This is a genomic window from Sphingorhabdus profundilacus (assembly GCF_009769755.1).
Classification (GTDB): Bacteria; Pseudomonadota; Alphaproteobacteria; order Sphingomonadales; family Sphingomonadaceae; genus Sphingorhabdus_B; species Sphingorhabdus_B profundilacus.
This window is the reverse complement of the sequence record NZ_SDWJ01000002.1, coordinates 298015-316570: the sequence shown is the minus strand read 5'-3', so window position 1 is coordinate 316570 and position 18556 is coordinate 298015. Positions and strand designations below refer to the sequence as shown.

General features: G+C 58.0%; 14 protein-coding genes and 1 tRNA gene. 5 read left to right on the top strand and 10 right to left on the bottom strand.

Annotation, left to right across the window (positions count from 1 at the left end; translation table 11 throughout):
• The 5 genes from EUU23_RS09365 to EUU23_RS09345 all read right to left on the bottom strand — a co-directional run bounded on the left by EUU23_RS09365 (position 1) and on the right by EUU23_RS09345 (position 5315).
• Complete coding sequence (locus tag EUU23_RS09365) at positions 1–1014, bottom strand: GTPase-associated system all-helical protein GASH (protein WP_160353881.1); 1014 nt, start codon at positions 1012–1014, stop codon at positions 1–3.
• Between the two features lie 7 nt (positions 1015–1021).
• Positions 1022–2410, bottom strand: a complete 1389-nt coding sequence (locus tag EUU23_RS09360; RefSeq protein ID WP_343032730.1) for a metallophosphoesterase — start codon at positions 2408–2410, stop codon at positions 1022–1024.
• 506 nt (positions 2411–2916) lie between these two features.
• Positions 2917–3861, bottom strand: a complete 945-nt coding sequence (locus EUU23_RS09355) for a hypothetical protein (protein ID WP_160353879.1) — start codon at positions 3859–3861, stop codon at positions 2917–2919.
• 386 nt (positions 3862–4247) lie between these two features.
• Positions 4248–4323 (bottom strand) — tRNA-Val (locus EUU23_RS09350).
• A 50-nt stretch (positions 4324–4373) separates the two neighbouring features.
• Positions 4374–5315 (bottom strand): helix-turn-helix domain-containing protein, encoded by a 942-nt coding sequence (locus tag EUU23_RS09345; protein WP_160353878.1) that lies wholly within the window; start codon positions 5313–5315, stop codon positions 4374–4376.
• A gap of 197 nt (positions 5316–5512) precedes the next feature.
• On the opposite strand from EUU23_RS09345, the gene EUU23_RS09340 reads away from it, so the two are divergent.
• From EUU23_RS09340 to EUU23_RS09320, 5 genes are all read left to right on the top strand, one after another.
• Entirely contained in the window at positions 5513–7645 is a 2133-nt protein-coding gene (locus EUU23_RS09340) for a M3 family metallopeptidase (protein WP_343032705.1), read from the top strand.
• A gap of 320 nt (positions 7646–7965) precedes the next feature.
• Positions 7966–10152: an autotransporter assembly complex protein TamA gene (locus EUU23_RS09335; protein ID WP_160353877.1), complete on the top strand. Its 2187-nt coding sequence runs from the start codon at positions 7966–7968 to the stop codon at positions 10150–10152.
• Positions 10149–14315, top strand: coding sequence for a translocation/assembly module TamB domain-containing protein (locus EUU23_RS09330; RefSeq protein WP_160353876.1), 4167 nt, complete (start codon positions 10149–10151; stop codon positions 14313–14315). Before EUU23_RS09335 ends, EUU23_RS09330 begins: the two co-directional genes overlap by 4 nt.
• Positions 14315–14470, top strand: a complete 156-nt coding sequence (locus EUU23_RS09325; protein WP_160353875.1) for a hypothetical protein — start codon at positions 14315–14317, stop codon at positions 14468–14470. Before EUU23_RS09330 ends, EUU23_RS09325 begins: the two co-directional genes overlap by 1 nt.
• A 234-nt stretch (positions 14471–14704) precedes the next feature.
• On the top strand, positions 14705–15376 hold the full coding sequence (locus EUU23_RS09320) for a glutathione S-transferase family protein (protein ID WP_160353874.1): 672 nt from the start codon (positions 14705–14707) through the stop codon (positions 15374–15376).
• Between the two features lie 422 nt (positions 15377–15798).
• Here the strand turns inward: EUU23_RS09320 and EUU23_RS09315 are convergent, their stop codons facing one another.
• Genes EUU23_RS09315 through EUU23_RS09295 form a run of 5 tightly spaced genes read right to left on the bottom strand, consistent with a single transcriptional unit; the run spans position 15799 to position 18445 of the window.
• Positions 15799–16461, bottom strand: a complete 663-nt coding sequence (locus EUU23_RS09315) for a glutathione S-transferase family protein (protein WP_160353873.1) — start codon at positions 16459–16461, stop codon at positions 15799–15801.
• A gap of 4 nt (positions 16462–16465) precedes the next feature.
• On the bottom strand, positions 16466–16939 hold the full coding sequence (locus EUU23_RS09310; RefSeq protein ID WP_160353872.1) for a VOC family protein: 474 nt from the start codon (positions 16937–16939) through the stop codon (positions 16466–16468).
• A 9-nt stretch (positions 16940–16948) separates the two neighbouring features.
• On the bottom strand, positions 16949–17314 hold the full coding sequence (locus tag EUU23_RS09305) for a DUF1428 domain-containing protein (RefSeq protein ID WP_160353871.1): 366 nt from the start codon (positions 17312–17314) through the stop codon (positions 16949–16951).
• A 43-nt stretch (positions 17315–17357) separates the two neighbouring features.
• Positions 17358–17780 carry a VOC family protein gene (locus EUU23_RS09300; protein ID WP_160353870.1) on the bottom strand — a complete coding sequence of 141 codons (423 nt, stop codon included), beginning with the start codon at positions 17778–17780 and terminating at the stop codon, positions 17358–17360.
• A gap of 20 nt (positions 17781–17800) precedes the next feature.
• Complete coding sequence (locus tag EUU23_RS09295; protein WP_160353869.1) at positions 17801–18445, bottom strand: TetR/AcrR family transcriptional regulator; 645 nt, start codon at positions 18443–18445, stop codon at positions 17801–17803.
• Positions 18446–18556: the final 111 nt, after the last annotated feature.

The following is an 18556-nucleotide window of genomic DNA, read 5'->3' as shown; positions in this document are numbered from 1 at the left end:
TTACAGCTTTGGGTCCGGGGTTTCGCAAAGTCTCGCCAGCGCTGTCTCCAGCAGGGCTCGACTGACCCACTCGTCACCCTTCTTAGTGATAGCCGGCGTCTTCGTGGTTTCGTCTAATACTGCGGTCAGCAGCGGGAAGGCGATGGGGTTGGACCGGATCGTATCATGCGCAGGGACCGCTTCTACGATACGATCACGAATTTTTTCTACCGATGTTAGTATATCGCCGAAAGAGATGTCGCCGAGTGCTGGGACACCTGAGAGCACAATGCGGCGCATGGCTTGTGAGGGGAGGCGGCGCATAAGTATACCGAGCTCGAAAGCCCGAAGTAAACCGCGCGCTTCTGGATCGATCTCATCGTACGCACCGCCAGTAATGGGACTCCGGCCACTTACCGACCACCAGAGAACGTCGATCTCCTCGCGGTCAAGTACCGCGTTATTGGTTAGCGCCGTTATGCTGGTCCTGGCAATATTGACACTCTTTTCAACTGAAGCGATTTCCCCTTCCGCAAACTCAGGCACCTCGCGCGGGACCATCCGCTTGCGACTAACCTCTCCGCGGTTTAGTGTGCGGTCGCGAGCCGACACCATAACTTCCTGCCTGAGCTGCTCGTGCTTCACGTTTGTGATCGGTGTTTGGAACGAGAGTGCGGACCAAAGCGTGGCGGCCACGATATCCTTAATGGTCACCACACTGGCCGTTTCGGGAATATCAAGCATTCCAGCAACTGCTAATGCCGAGATCACTGACACCTCCATCTCGCGCTCCTCGCGGACGAACGATGGAGCCTTCGCTTTTATTGCCGTCGCCACGATCGCACCGAGTGGATCAGGCGTGGTATCCTCAGAAAACGATCTAGCCGCAGCCGACGCCATCTCGACCAGGTTAGGTGCGGTGGTCGTCTTCCTAAGTGCGGAAATCGCATCTTTGATCGCGGCTTCCCTCTTTCCGACCAAATCGTCGTCGGGGTCAGCGTCGTAGATCCGAATATAGGTCGCAAGATCAGCCATTTGGTAGTTATCCCTCCTTGTTCTTTTCTGCAATAAGCTCGTCAAGCTTTGCTCTTATGTCGGCTGCACGTCCGGACTGGACGGCTCGGTCAATGAGCGCCTTCTCGATACCGTGCGACAGTTTGTCGTTCCAGTTTTCCGGCACCGCGCCCACCTCGACAAGTAATCTCAGCCTTTCACTCGGCACAAGGTCTTTGAAAAAACGCAGGATTATGTCGGGATACTCGGCGGGCATAAGATCTGATCCGTTTTCTCCGTTTGACGACTCTTGCTGGATTACAGGAGGTTCGTTTGTCTCGCTAGCCGTGGCAGTTTGTTTAACCTGAACTTGTGGTGCCTCCTTGTACCTTGGCGACGCGAGCACATAGTAACCAGTTTCCGATTCGGCCCTAGCTACATCCTCGACAAACTCTTTGCGCGTCTCAGACCAGCACCGCGAGTGAACTGTTACCGCCAGAGCGTCCTCTTTCTCTTCCCAAGCAAATTCCAGCAAATTGTAGGCGTAAGTAAACTCGTCGTCTGATCCTGGCGGTGTCGTTGCACCAGCCTCAATGGTAAGTAGGTCGGCATCATCTAATACGTGCTCAACCCGTGCAGATGGCTTATGCTCGTGACCGGTCACTAATACGCGGGCGCGCGCTCTGATGTAGCCATTTGCGTCCTCCCCATCGATCATCCAACTCATCGGATGGTGCGAAAGCACTACCAGTTCCTCGCCGGAGTTGCGCTGGAGAACCCTTTGACGTTCCCCTAGCACAAGCTTTCCTTGGGTGTCGACCTTTGCACAGGTCAGGGCACTGTTTAAGCCCGTGAATCTCAGTCGACGGCCCGGTGCCAATTCAACGACGCGGTCTCCAGCGCCGCCGCCCCCCTTATCGAGCGGGCAGTTGTACGCATCGGCGAACCTCTCGTAAGAATTAAATCGGCGATAAAGAATCTCTCGGTCGTTTGTCGTATTCAAGAATTCGTCTAATTTATCCTCGCCGTGAATTTCGATTTCCTTAAGCAAATAGGCGACGCTCGCCGATATTTCATCCCAGTCTATATCATGGTTGCCAGGCACAACTTGCACATCGGATCGAGAGCACCCAATTATCTGCGTCAACCGGTCTAACCATTGCCCTGCGTCTTCGTACTCATTCGGCTTCCCACCGTAGGCAATGTCGCCAGTGACTAACACACCGGAAATTCGTTTCGGGGCGATGTCCGCGCCGAATTTACGGACATCATCCAGGAGGCGCTCCCGTGCATCCTTATGCACTTCAACTAACTTGTTCGCCCGCTCTTGGCCGAAATGGATGTCAGAGAGATGCACAAGAATTAGGGACATTTGGCAGATTTCCGTAGAAGATTGAAATTGAGCGCCGCAGTAGTTGGAAAGGCCACCAGAAATCACCAATGTCAACGCAAGAATAAGGTCTTGAAATCAACGAGCACCTTCTGACCGCCAGCATTTGTTTAGGTGATACGAGTTTATGCTACCGGTAAACCAAACGGCGTTGTCCAAAGTACGCATCACGTCGCCCCAAACGCTTGTCGCTGGCAAGTTTGGAAATCGCATAGGGATCACGAATGTGGCGTAGCGACGGGCTCTTGTTGTATGCATTGATCAAGTGTCGAACAGTTTCGATGCGATCATCGTTGGGCAACTTTCAGCCTTTCGCAATCGAATCGGCTATGATTGAGAGTTTCCTCCGACACACTAGTTTAAAGACTGGAATATCGCACAAGACCGCTTCAGCGCCCAACACTTTGTAAATCAAATCGAGCTACACTTTGGACAAAATATAGCAAGTTATGGCTGCCAGACGCCGAAAAACTTCAATGTCCATCCAAAGAGTGTAGCCGGATTGATGCGCTAGCAATGAATTCTAAGTTCGCAACATTGCTCAGGTCAGCCGATTAGCTCTTCCATCGCTCGTAACGGCCATGAGGGTCGTGCATTGCACCCAAACTCGGTTTGTTTTTTAACTTGCCGATCTTCGCGGCGACCATACTTAGCTCTTCAGCTGCCCCGGGTTTCCACCCCGTGCGAATTGCCCAAGACTTTATCGAGACCGGGTCGAGCGCATGGCCCTTAGCACGCAATATGCGGAATACGTCTTCAGCGAATTCTTTGTCGCGTGGATGCATCACGTCATATGCGGTGTTGCTCATTTGAGTAATAGATTTCAGCGCGTTTTCAATAACCGGATCGTCGATAAGCGGCTTTGTGGCTTTGCGCTCCGCGCCATGCACGACCGGGTTCCAGCGCTTGATCCACTGATAGATGTCGCCATCGAATTCGGGCACGGCGACGATCCCGGCAACACCCTTCTGTCCATCGAGCATCTCTAACATGCCCTCGTCCGCGTAAAAGGCGACTACGATGCTATTTCGGGTCGAATAACCCAGTGTACGTAGCGTTGCATGACGGAGCGTGACGCCATCATCGAGATTGAACGATTTTCCCTTGGATAATGCCTTGGAAGCACCCGGCCCGAGGTGACTGGCTAGCGAGGTGTGGTCGAGTTGGTGCTTGGTGTGTGTCAGTAGCACAATATCGATGGCGCGCGGTGAGGCCTCGGACGCCATCTTAAAAGCATAGGCTGCGGCGAGCTGCCAAGAGGTGACGTCCATCGAGTCAACCGGAATCACTACCCGGAACATATCGGCCATTTTCTTCTCCAGACGTACTAGCGGGCAGCTATCGATTTCCGCAAGAGTTTTCAAGCTGGTTTGGGTGACTCTGCCAATGCTCGCACTCTGTGCACCATCGAGTAAAAGGAGGCTCGCTTCCACGATTTTTGAGGCATCATTAAACTTGCGAATCAGAATCCTCAAAACCTTTTGAGGTTGAATGGACAACCAATCACCAATTCTTTCGCGAGAACATCACTCCCTTGTGACGAAAAATTCTCGCTGCGAAATGAAGAAATGTACTTAAAAATCGATGCTGTACGTATCAGCCAAAATGGCCGGGAATGCGGCAAAGCGGCATTTCCGTCGATGTCATTCCAAGCTTGGACAAATGTCACTGTCAGGTTGGGACAGTGCTTAGCGTCGCTCAGGACCGGAGCGAGAGGTTTTCGGCACTTTCGTGCTGTGAATTTTCGCTAGTCATGCTCGCAAAACCGGACGAATCGGGATTTCACGGGAATTTCTTGGGATACACGGTGGATACACAGAATTACTTCAGTATCCCGGCCAAAGTACAGCGAATATCAAAAATGGCGGTTTTCCGCGGGTTTTAATGGTGGGCGCTAACGGGCTCGAACCGCTGACCCTCTCGGTGTAAACGAGATGCTCTACCAACTGAGCTAAGCGCCCCCGTGGGGAAGCGCGCCTTTGCCAAAGCGGCGCGGCTTTGGCAAGAGCATTCAGACAATTTGTACCAGGCGATCGGCTATTGAGGCAAAATATTCGTCCAATTGGGCGCTTGCCCCGCTTGAAAGTTCGATAAAAACCCGCCGCGCGTCATCGGGATCCTGCCGCCGGACCAGCATGCCGCTTTCGGTCATCACGGTAACCCAGCGCAATGCCGTCGTCGATGGAACCGCCGCCGCGATGCACAAGCTGGACACGGATACATTCTGGTTTTCCAGCTGCGCCGCCTTGAGATCGAGCAGAATATCCCAGGCAGGGTCGGCAAATAATTCCGAATCAAAAAACCGTTCCCGATGACGGCGCAACCTTATGATCTCGCGAATCTGGGCTGAGGTCAGGCGGCGGTTTGAAGGCGCGGCCAAGTCTGCAAAGGGTTGAAAGCCGCCAATAGGCGCAGGTCTGAACGACACCGGCTTGTCCGATAGTCCCTTGGGACGGTCAGTATCGGCAATTCTGGCCAATGTCCGTGCAAATTGCGCCAGTTCATCGCTGATCCGGTGCAGCGAACCGAATTCCACTGGATGATCCCTGTCGTGCAATCGGTCCATTCTGCCTGTTCCTAATGCCCCTGCCAATATCGGCATCGCTTCGACATCATTGGCATCGATAAGAAAGTGGCATTGCCCCTGCGGCAACACAGCAAGGGCGTCTTCTAGGCCATCGAGATTTATCCACACCACCGCTGTACTGCGATGTTGTTCGAGATATCGCACTATTGCCGTAAGGGAATCTGCCAGTGGCTCCGTTTCGGAGGAAATATCGACCAGAATATAGTCGGCTGCAAAGCTGGGATCCCTTGCCAGTGTCACATAGCCCGATGCATGCGCCAACTGCTCCAACTCGCCATGGCGCCGGATGCTGTCTGCAAAGATCATAGCCGTCTTGCGGCCGATTACTTTGCCATAATTTTCCATCACCCGATTTACTCCTGCCATCAAATTCGGGCGTCTTAGGGACTGAAAATATCAATATTTCAAGGCGTAAAGGGGAAAATATTTTCCTCCAATCTGGAGGAATAAATTGCGGTCAATCTGCCATTTGCATGACGCCGGTACAGTCGCTACTCCTTCCATGTTCTGCAGGCCTGCCCTTTTGTCACCGCCTGCATCTGCGTTGTTAAGGAGTATTATGCGTGAAAATAGGGAAAATGCTGGCCAGCGTCGCGGCGCTTGCACTGTCGGGAACGGCGATGACTGTGGTTGCTGATGCCAAGGAAATGAAAGCCGCGCCGACCGCCGAACCTGCCTTGTTGCAGGAATGGACCGGACCTTATGGCGGCGTCCCGCCATGGGATCAGGTAAAGACGGCCCAATTTCCTGCCGCTTTTGAAGCCGCGATGGCTGCATCCAAGGCCGAGTTTGAGGCAATGTTGGAAACGCCAGGTCCAATCAGTTTTGATAACACCATCACCGCCAGCGAATTGTCCGGCGAAAAAATGGGACGGCTATTTTCGATCTGGGGTGTCTACTCATCCAACCTGTCCACACCCGAGATCCGCAAAATCCAGGGCGAATGGGAACCAAAGGTCAGCGCCTTTTTCTCGGAACTGACGCTGGATGCGCGATATTTCCAGCGGGTGAAATATCTTTATGACCAGCGTGCTTCCCTGAATCTGGATGCCAAGCAAATGCGCTTGCTCGAACGGACCTATGACGGCCTGGTGCGTAATGGCGCACTGCTTGATGCAGCACAAAAGGCGAAGGTCATCGCTATTGAGACCAATTTGTCGAAGAAATTCTCGGCATTTTCGGAAAAGGTTCTGGCCGATGAAGAGAGCTTCATCCTGATCGATAAGGATGCCGATCTGGCAGGGCTGCCGGACACTTTTGTTGCTGCGCTCAGCGCGGCAGCCAAGGCGAAAGGCAAAACCGGATGGGCCGTTGTCAACACACGGTCGGCGGTGCAGCCTTTCCTCGAAAATTCGACGCGGCGCGACTTGCGCGAAAAAGTGTGGCGCGCCTTTACCAAGCGCGGTGACAATGGTGATGCCAATGACACCAATGCAACCATTGCCGAGATATTGAAACTGCGTCAGGACCGGGCTGAAATCCTCGGCTTTCCGACCCATGCCCATTACCGGATGGCCGATACCATGGCGAAAGATCCGGACAAGGCGATGGATCTGATGATGAAAGTATGGCCAGCCGCCGTTGCGCGCGTCAAGGAAGAGGTGGCCGATATGCAGGCTATCGCCAATGCCGATGGCATTACAATCGCGCCATGGGACTATCGCTTCTATGCCGAAAAGGTCCGCAAGGCGAAATATGACCTCGATCAGGAAGCCATCAAGCCTTATTTCCAGCTCGATAATATGGTGGCTGCCATGTTCGATGCGGCGGGCAAGCTTTACGGTATGAGCTTTACCGAAAATACCGGCACCGTGCCCGTGTTTGAACCCAAGGTGCGGACGTTCGAGGTCAAGCGCGACGGCAAGCTGATCGGATTATTCTATCTCGACAATTTCGCCCGTGCGGGCAAACGGTCAGGGGCGTGGATGACGACCTATCGCAGCCAGCATAAGCTGGGCGGCAAAAATGATATTGTGCTTGCGTCGAACAATAACAATTTCGTTCCCGGGGCCGACGGCGTACCCACGCTCATCAGTATCGACGATGCGTCGACCCTATTTCACGAATTTGGCCATGCGATCCATTATCTCAATTCAGACATTACATGGCCGGGTCTTGGCGGAACGCCTCGCGATTTCGTGGAATATCCAAGTCAGGTGAACGAAAATTGGTTGCTGACGCCCTATATCCTCAACACCTATGCCAAGCATTACAAGACCGGAGAGCCGATACCGGCGGCGCTGGTGGACAAGATCAAGGCCAGCGATACCTTCAACCAGGGCTTTGCCACGGTGGAATATCTGTCCAGCGCCATTCTCGACATGAAACTGCACAACCGGGCAACGCCAGTGACCGACCCCGCCGCCTTTGAACGCGACACCTTGGCGCAAATCGGTATGCCGAAAGAAATGGTCATGCGCCACCGCCTGCCGCAGTTTAATCATCTGTTTGCGGACGACGGCTATTCGGCGGGCTATTACAGCTATCTCTGGTCCGAAACGATGGACGCAGACACTTGGGCGGCCTTTACCGAAAAGGGGGATGTCTGGGATAAGACAACGGCAGAGCGTTTCCGGTCGATGTTGCTGGCCACAGGCAATGAAACCGACCGGATCGAAGCCTACCGCGCCTTTCGCGGGCGTGATCCGGACGTGAAATACATCATGAAAAAGCGCGGTTTCCCGACCGGGGAATAAGAATGGGGTGCGGTGTTCGGGTATCAACCGGAACACCGCATCACCAAGCCCGCCCCGCAGGGACACGCCAGATAGCAGCGCGCGGGTTGGGGTTTCTTGCACACATCAAACCTCGCACGTGTATTTAAGTGGTCCTGACCCTAGGCCGCGTTCCCAAAATACAGGCTTTTGCGTCTTTGCGTGAACCAAATAGCGGTTCACGCGTTCTTTAACAGAAGAAATGCCGTTGGCGGTTGCATCTGCCGATGTCCAGGCTATCGGGGGCGGCGGGGCTGTGTGTGTGCGTTCGGGTGGCTGGAGTTGCGTTTTTGATTCGGACAATGGCCCTGTTAACTCTCGTTTTTATATGTGCACCCTTGCTTGCCCAAAATCCTTCTGGAACGGCGGCGGGCGTCGATATCATCAGCGACGAAGAATTTGACACCGCGATCCCCAGCCTCGACGATGCACCGCTGGAATCGGTCGAAGAATGGCAGCGTGAGCAAGACGTCAGGGATGAAACGACCTCCAGCGAAGAGGTGCGGCAGCAGACGGAGCAGGCCGGGCAAGAGCGGTCAAACCCTGCCTTGCGCGATGGGGATCTGGTCGAAATTCTGGCCGACGCGCCGGTTGTGGACCCGTTGCTAGACCAGCCATTGCCGCCGATTGACAGTTTCGATGCCGAGCCCCCGCCGCAACCGACCCAGGCCGCAGAAAATGAAGATAGCCAGTCGGTGCGCTATCTGGCCAAGATCAACGGGCTTGATCCGGAAGCCAGCGCCGACATTGCGGTGGACGCCGACGGAAACATCTACCGCACCAGCCTGCGCCGCTTTTACGATCTGTCGGTGCTGGGCAAAAATGGCGGAAAGGCAGATACACGCGCCGTGGTCAGCCAGCGCGCGCGGGCCGACCGTCAGTTGCTGCTCGATATCCTGACCAGCGAAGGTTTTTACGATGCCACCGTGCGTGTGGCGACCGAGCGGACCAATGCGGCGGCCACCGAGGGCACCCCTGCGACCGCCGAGCCTTTGAGCGTCGTGCTGAATGTCGTTCCCGGACGACGTTATTATCTGGGCGAAATCCGCTTCGAAACCAAGCCGGTTGAACCTGCTGACCTGATCACCAGCAACTTCGTTCCGAAAAGCGGCGATCCGATTGTTGCCGACACGATATTGGCCGCCGAAGCCAATATCTCGATCAAGCTGCCGGAAAATGGCTATCCCTTCGCAACCGTGGGACAGCGCGACATATTGCTCGATAGCGAAAAGGGGTTGGGGGATTATACCCTGCCGGTCGATCCCGGTGCGCGCAGCGTTTTCGGGCAGATCAAGAGCGAGGGGAAAGAAGCCTTTGATGCCGAACATGTCGCGATATTGCGGCGGTTCAGGACAGGTGATCTGTACGACAGCCGCAAGGTCGATGATCTGCGCGCCGCATTGGTCGCCACCGGATTGCTCTCGACCGTGTCGGTCGAACCTGTACCCGGCGAGGGCACCGCACCCGATGGCACGCCCTATGCCGATTTGCTTGTCCGGCAAGAGGCAGGGCCTGCGCGCACCCTTGCCATCAGCGCTGGTTATGGCACCGGCCAGGGTCCGCGGGTCGAGGGTAGCTGGACCCATCGCAACCTGTTCCCGCCCGAAGGGGCGTTGACCGCAGCGGGTGTGCTCGGCACGCAGGAACAGGCCGCGAGCGTCAGTTTTTCCCGTGCCAATGCCGGAAAGCGCGACCGCACCTTTGAAATGTCGTTGTCGGCACTGCACAGCAATTATGACGCGTTCGAGGCCTATACCGGACGGGTCGCGGCCTTTTACAGCTATGCCTCGACGCCGATCTGGCAAAAGAAATTCACATGGTCGGCGGGCCTCGAAATATTGGCCACATCGGAAGACCAGTTTGACGTGGCGCGCGGCCTTCGCAACCGCCAAACCTTTTATGTCGCCGCCGTTCCGGGCCAATTGGGCTTTGACCGGTCCGACGATTTGCTGAACCCGACCAAGGGGTATCGCCTGAATGTGCGCCTGTCACCCGAAGCATCGCTGGGCGGAGGGACGCGGGTTTATGCGCGCGCCATAGTCGACGGGTCGTTTTACTATGCGCCTACCGACAATATGGTACTCGCGGCCCGCGGGCGCGTCGGCACGATCAGTGGAACCGGACGCGATGATCTAGCCCCGTCGCGGCGATTCTATGGCGGCGGCGGCGGGTCGGTGCGCGGCTTTGGTTTCCAGCAATTGGGGCCAAAGGACATTAACGGCGACCCCATTGGCGGGCGCAGCATGAACGAAGCCGCGCTGGAGGCACGATACCGTTTCGGCAATTTCGGCGTCGCGGGTTTTGTCGACGCCGGGCAGGTTTATGAAAGCAGCATCCCCAAATTTGACGACTGGCGCTTCGGCCTTGGCATTGGTGGGCGTTTCTACACCAATTTCGGGCCGGTCCGGCTGGACCTGGCGACGCCGCTGAACCGCAAACAGGGCGAATCCAAGATCAGCGTCTATGTCTCGATCGGGCAGGCGTTTTGACGCTCGGCCGTCGCCTGGCCATAGGCGGAGTGGCTCTGTTGGGCGTGCTGCTGGCCGTGCTCTTGGGCGCCTATGTCTGGCTGGATACGCAGTCGGGCCGTGCTTTTGTGGCACGGCAAGTCGCAGCGGTGGCGCTGGAGAATGGTCTGAACATCCGGATCGGGAAGATCGACGGATCGATCTATGGCGGCGCGGTGCTGCGCGATGTGCAGTTTCGCGACCCCAAGGGTGCTTTTGCTCGGTCGCCCGAAATCCGGCTCGATTGGCATCCCTTCGCCTATCTGACGGGCGTCGTTGATGTCGATGCGCTGACCGCGCGCGACCTGAATGTGGCGCGGATGCCGGCGTTCAATGTCGTGCCGGACCGGGGCGATCCGTTGCTGCCCGATCTCGATATCCGGATCGACCGGTTGCGGGTGGACCGCATCGTCTTTGCCAAGGCCATTACCGGCGAAGAACAGGTCGCGACCTTTGACGGCAAGGCGCGAATCGCCGACCGGCGTGCGGTGGTCGAGGCGACCGCAGGGTCGGAGCAGGGCGACCGGTTGGCGCTCAAGCTCGATGCCGTGCCGGACGATAACCGCTTTGATGTCGATCTGAAAATTGATGCCCCGGCCAAGGGTCTGGTTGCCGGACTGATGGGGCGCCAGGTGCCTGTGCAGGCCGCGCTGCAAGGGCGCGGAAGCTGGCAGAAATGGGATGGACGCCTGACCGCCAGCATGGGTGCAGCACAGGTGGCCGATGTGGCGTTGACTGCGCGGGACGGGACCTTCACGGCCAAGGGCAAAACCGCCCCGGCCAAGGTAATGGCGGACAGCCTGATCGTGCGCGGGTTGTCGCCCGTTGCCCTGGTCGACCTGTCGGCGTCCTTCGACCAGCGCGTTGCGAATATCAAAGGCAGCGTGCGCTCGGCCTCCGCCGTGCTCGGTGCCAGCGGGCTGGTGGATTTGGGGCAGGGGGCGTTTGACGATCTGGCGCTGGATATCCAGTTGCTGCGTCCCGCAATTATCGGCCGCAATGTCAGCGGCACCAAATTGCGGGGGAAAGCCCTGCTGAACGGGGCCTTTGCCGCGCCGACGGTGGCCTATTCGGCGACGGCGACACGGCTCGCCTTTGACCGGACGACCTTTGAAGATGTGCGCGTCACCGGCGAGGCGCAGGGCAGCGAAGACCGCTTCCTTATTCCGGTCAATGCCGTTGCGCGGCGCGTGACGGGCATCAACCAGATTGCGGGCGGGCTGCTGACCAATGTCAAAATGAACGGCGATCTGGCCATCGCTAATGGACGCCTGCTGTCCGACAATATGAAAATCCGGTCCGACCGGATCAATGCGACGGCGCTGATCGTCGGGGACATAGGCAAGGGTTTTTACACCGGCGCGCTGAACGGCAAGGTGGACGGGTTCGAAGTGAGCTCTGTCGGGCTGTTCAACGTGGTCGCCGATGTTGACCTCGAAACCACCTTGGGGCGCGGCTATGCGCTGGTCGGGACGGTCAAGGCGCGGTCGACCAAATTGTTCAGCCCCGGTGTGCAGAAATTCCTTGGCGGGCAGATGTTCGTCAATGCGGGCATCCGCTACGGCACCGACGGCGTGCTGCGTATCACACGGGCAAGCGTGGTCGCGCCGCAATTCCGGCTGAACAGCGGCAACGGAACCTATGTGACCGAGGGTGGCCGCGTTGTGTTCAACGGCGCGGGCTATTCCAACCAATATGGTCCGGTGGCGGTGCAGCTGACCGGCACGTTCGATCGCCCCGTCGCCCGCGTCACCGCGTCGCGGCCGGGCTTTGGCGTCGGCCTGTCCAATGTGGTCGGGCTGGTGACACGCAGCGCGAAAGGCTATGCGATCACGTTGACCGGCGCGACCGACTATGGGCCGATCAGCGGGGATATCGATATGCTGTCGGGCAACGGGCCGCTCACCATCGACATTTTGCGCGGTGACTTTGCCGGGATCGGCCTGACCGGACGGGTGCAGCAGGCGGCGTCGGGTCCGTTCCTGGGAACGCTGAACGGCGTGGGCGCAGGCTTTGACGGCACCATCGCGCTGTCGGCTGAGGGCAAATATCAGCGCGCGGTCGTCGATGCGGTCGCGAACAATGCCAAGCTGACCGGCGGGGAGCAGACGCTCGCCATCGGGCGGGGTATCGTGAAGGCGGACGTCATACTCTATAACAGCCCGCAAATTGTCGCCGATGTGCAGGTGGAAAATGCGTTGCTCAACGATATCGAACTGGCCGCAGCGCGGGCGAAGGTCGACTATCGCGGCGGCACCGGTACCGCCAAGATCCTTGCCGAGGGGCGCAGCCAGGTGCCCTTCCGCATCGCCGCCAACGCGGACCTTACGCCCGAACTATGGCGCATCGCGGCGAAGGGCCGGGCCAACAGCATCGACTTTTCGACCGAAAGCCCCTTACGCATCGTGCCCAAGGGCGACGAATATGAGATCAAGCTGTCCACCATCCGTGTCGCCAATGGCACGGTGAAGCTTGCGGGCAGCTATGGCGACGGGCTGGAACTGCAATCGCGGCTCGACAATGTGAACATCGCGGTCATCAATCCCTTCCTGCCGGGGCTCGGCATCCGGGGCCGCGCGACGGGCAGCATCGACTGGTCGCAAGCCTCCTTCGCCGCCTTCCCCCGCGCCGATGCGCGGCTGGAAATCCGGCGCTTTGTCCGCAGCAATCTGGGGTCGCGGTCGCAGCCGGTGGACATCAGCCTTGTTGGCCGCCTGCTGCCCGATGGCGGCAACGCCCGCGCGATCATCCGCCGTCTGGGTGCCGCCGTGGGCCGGTTGCAGATCGACCTCACCCCCTTGCCGCCTGGCAATGCAAGCTGGACCGAGCGCCTGCTCGCCGCGCCGCTGTCAGGCGGCATCCGCTATAACGGCCCGGCCGACACGCTATTTTCCCTCGCCGCGCTGGCGGACCAGAGCCTTGAGGGCAATATCGGCGTCGCGGCGGATTTCTCCGGCCGCGTGCAGACCCCGCGCCTGACCGGCGTCGTGCGCGCCAACGACCTGATTTACGAAAATGACGTCTACGGCACGCGCCTGACCAAGCTGCGCGTGCGGGGCGTGTTCACCAACGACCAGCTGGAGGTGACCGAACTGTCCGCTGTGGCGGGCAAGGGGACCGTCACCGGCAAGGGCTTTGTCAATCTCAGCTCTGAAAAGGGCTTCCCGCTGCAGCTCGACCTCGACCTCAATCAGGCCCGCGTCGCGCGCAGCGAGCTGATCTCCACCACCGCCACGGGGCAGATCAGCGTCACCAACACCCCCGACGGCGACGCGCTGATCAGCGGGACATTGCGCCTGCCCGAAACCCGTTTCAAGATCATCCGCCAGGGCGCAGCCTCGGTCGCCACCCTGACCGGCGTGCGGCGCAAGGCGGTGTCGGGCCGTCCGCGTGTGTCGGGCGATGCCGACCCGATCAGCACGCTGCCGAGCAACTGGAAACTCGACATCAAACTGACCGCGCCGGACGAACTGTATGTGAGCGGCATGGGTCTGGAATCCGAATGGGGCGCTGACCTGCGCGTCACGGGCACCAGCAACGCGCCGCGTATCGCAGGCGAAATGGAACTGGTGCGCGGCACACTCGGCTTTGCCGGACGCTCGTTCGAACTGGAAAATGGCCGGATCAGCTTCAACGGCGGCCCCGCCACCAACCCATCCATCCGCATCGCGGCGGCGAGCGAAGTCGACGGCACAACGGTGCGCGTCAATATTCGCGGCACCGGTCAGAACCCCGATATCAGCTTCAGCTCCACCCCTGCTTTGCCGCAGGACGAGATCATGGCGCGCATCCTGTTCGGAAACTCGATTGGCGAATTGAGCGCGATACAGGCGGTGCAGCTTGCCGCATCGCTCAACAATTTGCGCGGCGGGTCGGGCGGGCTCAACCCGCTTGGCGTACTGCAATCGGCCACCGGCCTCAACCGCCTGCGGATTTTGGGCGCGGATCAGGCGACGGGCCGCGAAATGGCCGTGGCGTTCGGCCAATATATCACCAACGATGTCTATGTCGAAATCGTCACCGATGCGCGCGGCTATACCGCAACGCAGCTGGAGATCAGCCTGACGCCCGCGCTTTCGGTGTTGAGCCAGATCGGCACCACCGGTACATCCAACGTCAACGTCCGTTACAAAAAGGATTATTGATGCGCGCGCTCTGCCTTCTCCTGCTGCTCGGCGCCTGCCAGCAGGATTTCGACAGCCAATATGCCGAGACCGAGAAAAAGGTGAAGGCGGCAGAGGCAAAGATCGACGCCGCCCGGGCGAAGCAGGAAAAGCAGGAGGCGGGGGAGGAGCGTTGAGGGGTTGTGTTTTTTTGGTCTCACACAAAGACACAAAGGCACAAAGGAAAGATGACAAGGCGAAGCCTTTATGTATTCCTGTATGATATAAGATGCGCTGCTGACGAAATTAGGAGCTTCGCTCTTTAGACCTTCTTTGTGCCTTTGCGTCTTTGTGTGAGATTTCTCTCGGCTTAAAGAAAATACCGCCTCGCCCCCTTCCCATTCGCGGCAATCAACCCTAACAGGACCTTTATGTGGCACCTTCATCAATATCCGCTTTGTCCGTTCTCGCGCAAAGTGCGTTTGCTGTTGGGGGAAAAGGGCGTGCCCTATAGTTTGGTGCGGGAAAATCCGTGGGAGCAGCGCGACGATTTTCTGCAGATGAACCCCGCGGGCCGTACACCTGTCATGCGCGATGCGGAACGGAACATCACGCTGGTCGATTCCGTGGCCATTTCCGAATATATTGACGAGACCGTGTCCGCCAATCCGATGGTCAGCGGCAGCGCGCAATATCGCGCCGAAATCCGCCGTCTGGTCGCCTGGTTTGACGAACAATTTTACGGCGACGTAACCCAGCCGCTGCTGCATGAGCGCATGAAAAAGCGCCTGATCGACCGCCAGCCCCCCGACAGCCGCGTGCTGCGCGAGGCGATGAAGCTTGCCAATGGCCATCTGGAATATGTCGACTATCTGATCGACCACCGCGCGTGGATGGCGGGATCGGTGATGAGCATGGCTGACCTTGCCGCCGCGGCGCAGATTTCGGTCGCCGACTATCTGGGCGGTATTGACTGGACCGGACATGAGCAGACCAAGGCCTGGTACGCAATGTTCAAATCCCGCCCCAGCTTCCGCCCGCTATTGTCCGAACGCATGGAAGTCATCACGCCGCCCAAGCATTATGAGCAGGTGGATTTTTAGGCCTGCAACGTTGTGTCTATTTTTATCACGCAAAGACACAAAGACGCGAAGAAGAAGGCACGAAGGCGTAGCCTTTAAATTCGGCCGCTATTTGGTTGGCAGGCAAGAGATTTTATAAGCGCTTCGCTCTTGTACACTTCCCTTTGTGCCTTTGCGTCTTCGCGTGAGATTACCCTCTCCCCTTTAGGGGAGAGGATACGAAGCCTTGGCCGACAGGCCTAGGCGCAGTTGGTGAGGGGCTTCGACGGTGAGGTTAGCGCGCCAACTCCCCCTCTCCACTTCGTCTAACGGCTAAAGCCGTAAGACTGCGTACCTCTCCCCTAAAGGGGAGAGGTGGAGAAGCTAGGTGTTGAGGGCTGTCCCCAACACCCCCTCAACCCTCCGCCATTTTCTCGCGTTGCGGTCATATTCCAAATTCCTTTTCAGTCCTTGTCGGGTGCCCCCAAGGGAAACAGGTGACGATAGGGCCGCGCGCCATCGACCGCGCGGGCGATGGACGGGCGGGCGAGCAAGCGGGCGCGGTAGGCGGCAAGGCGTGGATATTCCGCCGCTATCGGGTGCACCCAATCCGCATAGAAGAGCGACGGCGCCGCAGCGCAATCGGCCAAGGTGAAGCGGTCACCCGCGGCCCAGCCCTGTTCAGGCAAATGCGATTCCAGCCATGCGTATATTTTATCCAGAGCCGCTTTTTCGCGGGCAATGCGGGCTTCGTCGGGAACGGGCGTCAGGAAAGGAATATGCTGCCCGACAATTTCCTGCGTCGGACCCATCACATAATTATCAAATAACCGGTCCAGAAAGCGGATGTAGAGCGTGGCATCGGATGCGTCCCCGACCAGAGGGGGTTTGTCCGGCGTGGCGCGGTCCAGATACTCGATGATGATGGAGGCTTCGGTGTAGATATTTCCCCCGTCGTCCAGCATCGGAAATTTGCCGACAGGCGACAATGCCGTCAACCGCTCGCCATATTCGGGATGTTCGCCATCCAGCATTGCAAAGGTGAAGGGCAGGTCCTTTTCATAGAGCGCAATCAACGCTTTCCATGTGTAGGAAGAAAAGGGATGACCATAGAGCGTCAGGGTCATGTCGCTATCCCTTCACCGCGGCTTCAATGACGGCGACATCCAGTTTCTGCATGTCAATCATGGCCTCAAAAGCACGGCGTGCGACATCGCCGCCTTGCTTCATTGCGTCGATCAGAACGCGCGGGGTGATTTGCCAGTTGATGCCCCATTTGTCCTTGCACCACCCACATTCGCTTTCCGCCCCGCCATTGCCGACAATGGCGTTCCAGTAACGGTCGGTTTCTTCCTGATCCTCGGTGGCGATCTGGAAGGAAAAGGCTTCGCTGTGCGGGAATTTCGGTCCTCCGTTCAACCCGATGCAGGGGATGCCGCACACGGTGAATTCGACCATCAGCACATCGCCCGCCTTGTTGCCCGGATTGTCGAGTGGCGAATGGTGGACCATGCCCACATGGCTGTCGGGGAATGTAGCCGCATAGAAATGCGCGGCTTCCACGGCTTGCGTGTCGTACCAGATACAGATTGTGTTCTTGTTCATATCGCGCTCCTATCTATCCAAAGCCTGTGTGGTATCGACGATCGGTACGAAGCCGCCCATGATCATCCTTTTGCCATCGAACGGCATCACGCCCAGTTCGGCCATACGGGGGTCACTCATCATTTTCTGAAAGGCTTCGTCGCGCGTTTGCTTGTCCGGATATTCGCACCAGCTGAACACGACCGTCTCGTCCTCCTTGGCGTTTACGGCGCGCTTGAAATCGGTGACTGTGCCATCGGGGATATCGTCGCCCCAACATTCGACCATGCGGGTCATGCCGAATTCCTTGAACAACTCCACGGCACTTTCGGCATGCTGCCGGTATTTCTCCTTATTTGCGGTGGGAACCGCCAACACAAATCCTTCAATATACATGTCGTCTCTCCTTCGGTTTTGCCCCCGAAATTGTCAGGCTGCGCTATTCCCCGTTCAGCGGATGGCCGATGGACCAGCGGTAACCAAACGGGTCCTTGATCTGCCCGTAACGGTCGCCCCAGAACATATCGGCGGGCGGCATGGTGGCCGTGGCCCCTGCCGCAACAGCGCGGGCGAACCATGCGTCGGCGTCGTCGACCTGAAGATGCAGGGTCAGGCCGCTGCCGCCGGCGACATCGGCTTCGGACGGGTCGACATATTCGGGAAATTCATCGTGCAGCATCAGCGATGCGCCGTTGATGTGCACATGCGCGTGCATCAGACGCTTGCCATCTTCGGCGGGCATCCGGCGAATCTCGATCGCGCCAAAGGCCTTGATGTAGAAATCGATCGCTTCGGCGGCACGGTTGTCGCCGATCTGGATGTGCGGGGTCAGCCCGCCTGTTGGTGCGTGTTCTTCTGCCATTTTTCTTCTCCTCTTCTCTGTCACTCTTTTTTGAACAGCATGGCGACGTAGCGTTTCAGGTGGATGACGCTGTCGCGGGCAATTACCGGATGGCCATTGGCCTTGGCCAAAATGAACGCGCCCTGCAGGACGGCCTGAATATGGTAGGCAAGGCTGAATGCGGAGACGCCTTCCGCAATCCCGTGGGTGTCGATGGCCCGTTGGATATCCTCGGCCAGCCGCACGGCATAGGCGCGCAGGCTGGCGTCGCAGGCGGCACGGATGGGGTCGCTGCTATTATAGCTTTCCTGCACCATCGTGCCGACGAAGCAGGTGAAATCCTCCGCCGGACCGTCGAGCATGGAAAGCCGGAAGTCGATATGGCCCAGTAGGCGGTCGAGCGGGTCGGCAAGGCGGGTCCAGTCGGGCAAGGTGAAGATGCGCTGCTCGGCAATATCGGTCCACGCCCCTGCCGCCGCGACGGCAAGCGCTTCTTTCGAGGCGAAATGGTGGAAAAAGGCGCCCTTGGTGACGCCCGCGGCCTGACAGATTTCATCGACCGAGGTGGCGGAAAAGCCCTTGTAGCGCACGGTCGCAATGGCCGCGGCGATCAGCTTTTCGCGCGCAGAAACCGTGCCTGTGGCGGGCGACGGGGTGGCGACTTTTGAAGGGCGACTCGGGGGCATAGAGGTAACATACCAACCAGTTGGTATGTGTCAACAATAGCTGCCCCAAGCTTAAGCCGAGTTAACAAACGGCACTGGATATTGCCGAATTTAGCTTGCAAATTCAGTTGG

Excerpts from the sequence above, each read along its gene's own strand:
- EUU23_RS09320 (WP_160353874.1), top strand. The coding sequence starts at position 14,705 with ATGTGGCACCTTCATCAATATCCGCTTTGTCCGTTCTCGCGCAAAGTG.
- EUU23_RS09315 (WP_160353873.1), bottom strand. The coding sequence starts at position 16,461 with ATGACCCTGACGCTCTATGGTCATCCCTTTTCTTCCTACACATGGAAA.
- EUU23_RS09310 (WP_160353872.1), bottom strand. The coding sequence starts at position 16,939 with ATGAACAAGAACACAATCTGTATCTGGTACGACACGCAAGCCGTGGAA.
- EUU23_RS09365 (WP_160353881.1), bottom strand. The coding sequence starts at position 1,014 with ATGGCTGATCTTGCGACCTATATTCGGATCTACGACGCTGACCCCGAC.
- EUU23_RS09295 (WP_160353869.1), bottom strand. The coding sequence starts at position 18,445 with ATGCCCCCGAGTCGCCCTTCAAAAGTCGCCACCCCGTCGCCCGCCACA.
- EUU23_RS09305 (WP_160353871.1), bottom strand. The coding sequence starts at position 17,314 with ATGTATATTGAAGGATTTGTGTTGGCGGTTCCCACCGCAAATAAGGAG.
- EUU23_RS09325 (WP_160353875.1), top strand. The coding sequence starts at position 14,315 with ATGCGCGCGCTCTGCCTTCTCCTGCTGCTCGGCGCCTGCCAGCAGGAT.
- EUU23_RS09300 (WP_160353870.1), bottom strand. The coding sequence starts at position 17,780 with ATGGCAGAAGAACACGCACCAACAGGCGGGCTGACCCCGCACATCCAG.
- EUU23_RS09335 (WP_160353877.1), top strand. The coding sequence starts at position 7,966 with ATGGCCCTGTTAACTCTCGTTTTTATATGTGCACCCTTGCTTGCCCAA.
- EUU23_RS09345 (WP_160353878.1), bottom strand. The coding sequence starts at position 5,315 with ATGGCAGGAGTAAATCGGGTGATGGAAAATTATGGCAAAGTAATCGGC.